Origin of the sequence: Flavobacterium flevense (genome assembly GCF_900142775.1) — a bacterium.
Classification (GTDB): Bacteria; Bacteroidota; Bacteroidia; order Flavobacteriales; family Flavobacteriaceae; genus Flavobacterium; species Flavobacterium flevense.
In genome coordinates this window covers 1-3085 of sequence record NZ_FRCC01000027.1, presented here as the reverse complement: position 1 = coordinate 3085, position 3085 = coordinate 1, and the positions used below count along the sequence as shown (strand labels likewise).

The 3085-nt window shown below is 34.2% G+C and carries 3 protein-coding genes; all 3 read left to right on the top strand.

The features are described 5' to 3' along the window. Window positions 1-1002 (top strand): hypothetical protein (locus BUB89_RS18135; protein WP_073247540.1); only part of this gene is annotated, 1002 nt, incomplete at its 5' end. Between the two features lie 10 nt (window positions 1003-1012). Continuing rightward, on the top strand, window positions 1013-1726 hold the full coding sequence (locus BUB89_RS17715) for a PRTRC system protein B (RefSeq protein WP_073247539.1): 714 nt from the start codon (window positions 1013-1015) through the stop codon (window positions 1724-1726). Further along, on the top strand, window positions 1723-2529 hold the full coding sequence (locus BUB89_RS17710; protein ID WP_073247538.1) for a PRTRC system ThiF family protein: 807 nt from the start codon (window positions 1723-1725) through the stop codon (window positions 2527-2529). Before BUB89_RS17715 ends, BUB89_RS17710 begins: the two co-directional genes overlap by 4 nt. The last annotated feature ends 556 nt before the right edge of the window (window positions 2530-3085 follow it).

Sequence of the window (3085 nt, the reverse complement as noted above, 5' to 3'; positions counted from 1 at the left end):
ACCAGTACCAATGTTGCCAATGGTTTTTTAAGAACTTCATTCCTGCCAGTTTTGGCAGAAACGAAAACGGTAAAGGCTTGTAAGAAAACAGCAAACACGGAAAAAGATTTTTACCAATCTCTTTCCCAACTTGCAACACATTATAATATTAACCCCATTCACACCCAACCTTTTGGTTATCCATACAATATCACTTTGGCTTTATGGGACACCAAAGAAAAACTAAAAAATAAGGTGATGGATTGGGAAGAAATCAAACTCGTACAGGATAGTAAAAAAACCTTTTTTACAAGTGAAGAACGACACAATACAAATTCTACTCTTTTTTATATTCCTGTAGTACCGTTGTATAGATTACTAAAAAACGGAAAACAAAAACATAGTGTACAGCTTTTATTATCAGTCTGTAGTTATCTCTACCATAGTGTTAACATACCCTATTACAGACAGGAAAATAGTTTTCTTTATTATCAATACGAGATGTTGAAAGAATGGCTACTAACTGATGATAGTAACGAAGAAACATCAATTTATTTGAGTGAATTCGAACAAGCAGAATGGATTGGCGACAAAATGGAACAAAAAATATTCAATACTGCCAATTTAACTTTTTTCAAAAAACGCTTGAATAGCTTTAAATGTACGGACGTTTTTGAACGGGATTGTTTAAAATTAGCTCAAGAAGCCTATGCACTTTTAGAGCAATATCCAAATGAAAGTGTATTTCGAAATGCAAGACCCAACGAAGAAAAAGACGAAGACGAAATAGAAAACATTTTAACAATGGATTACTACGTGTCCTTTTATGCTGATGGAAAAGGTTGGCTGAATGAAAATATTATACAATGTGTTAATAGTGAATTACAAGAATACGGACAGATTGAAGAGCCTAGTATCATTAAACATTTCGATGGAAGTGACATCACAGCAAACAATCTTGATTTTGAAAATAGATTGTTTGCCCTTATCGGAGAATTAATTTACCTCTTAAACCATTTTTAAAACAATAGTGATGAACGATATAACAGAAAATTTTGGAACGCTATACCATCCTAAATCGGCATTAGTATTCTATCAGACTAAAGGAATGAATTCAGACACCTATGTAGAATATTTTGACATGGATAAAAATGGAAATCCTATTAATGCCCATCCTTTGACTGTAAGAGAAGCAAACCAACTGGTAAAAACATTAAAGACATCAAAAGAAGAAAAAGAACCTTGTTTAAAATCAAAAGGAATAATAAGTAATGCTATTTTACATATTGACCATACTCAAAATAAAGTAATCTGGTTTACCAAATCCATGCAAAGAGAACTGTGTTTTACAGAAAATTTAGGTATTCCAAATGGCAAGGCAAATATTCCTCCCATGTTATGGATTGCCAACAAAAATAGTCTTACTGTTTTTGCTTTGGGAAATAACGGCAGACCAAAAGAAAACACAAAATTGTACAATGCTCCTTTTTTTAATGTTTACGAAAACGGAAATGTGTGCATGGGAACGGTAGATGTTAAAATTAAGAAAATTGCTTCATTAGAAGAGTTTACAACCACATGGGAAAGTTATTTTTTCAATAGCTATTTCAGTCATTTAATGCAGGACTATAATCCGATAAACGGAAACTGTGTAATACTTTGGGAAAGCCTTGTCAATACAAACAACACTTTTCCAAAAGAAGTATTAAAAAAGAATGGTAAAACCTTAAAAGATATATTGTCATGAATATCGAAAAAACAAAAGTACATTTTACGGACAACTATTTAATAAATCCCACAAACCCAATAGCGGTAAATCTTATCGGTGCAGGTGGTACAGGATCAAAAGTATTGACTTCCCTTATGGAAATGAATCATAGCCTTATTGCATTAGGTCATGCAGGTTTAAATGTTCGTCTTTGGGATGATGATATAATTACTGAAGCCAATTTGGGCAGACAACGATTTGCAGATTCTGAAACAGGACTGTACAAATCGGTGGCATTGATAAACCGTGCCAATCGCTGGTCGGGTACAAACTGGAAAGCGGAAACTATAAAATTTGAAAAAGACAGTTTGGAAAGATTACCCGAAAATGCGGGAGCAAGTATTTTTATTAGCTGTGTGGATAGTGTAAAGGCTCGCTTTGAAATTGCTACTATTTTAAAACAACTTAATAACAGTAGAGCTTATGTTAATCGTCCACGCTATTGGATGGATTTTGGTAATAGCCAACATACAGGACAAGTGATACTATCCTCTATAGGTACTATTAAACAGCCTAATTCAGAAAAATATGAAACCGTTGCCAACTTGCCTTTTATGACCGAAGAATTTCCCGAACTCCTAAAACAGTCCGAAATTACAGATGACACTCCAAGTTGTTCCCTTGCGGAAGCATTGGAAAAACAAGATTTATATATTAATTCTGCACTTGCACAGATGGGTAGTTCTCTTTTGTGGGGTTTATTTCGCAACGGACTTACCCAATACAGAGGCTTTTTTCTCAATTTGAAAGATTTTAGGTCACAGCCTATCCCAGTTGTCTAATCCAACCCCGATAGTTATCGGGCTGCAAAAAGACACTCCCTCTCGATGATCGGGAAAGTCTTTTTGCAGAAGAAAGGATACAAGCACTTTGGTAAAATGTGAATCCTCCCATTTCTCCAAAAAGCTTGTGAGTTTTGTGTGAGGATATACACTATCCTCATTATTTATTTATCCGACTTCTTTTCTTTCCTCATAAGCGACCAAAGAAAAAAAGCAAAAGAACGTCGCTTTATTATTTATGATGAAATCAGAGTAAAAAGACACTCCTTCTCGATGGTCAGGAAAGTCTTTTTGCAGAAAAAGGATACAAGCACTTTGCTAAAATGTGAATCCTCCCATATTATCAAAAAGCTTGCGATATTTTTGCGTGAGGATATTCGTTATCCTCCTTATTCGTTTTATCAAACTTCTTTTCTTTCCACACAAGCGACCAAAGAAAAGAAGCAAAAGAATGCCGCTTAATTATTTTGGATTTTGTGTTTCAATTAAAACCACTTCTTCTTTTTCTTTCTTTTGTCTTGAATAACTCCAGAAGAACAAAAGTCCAAAAACAATC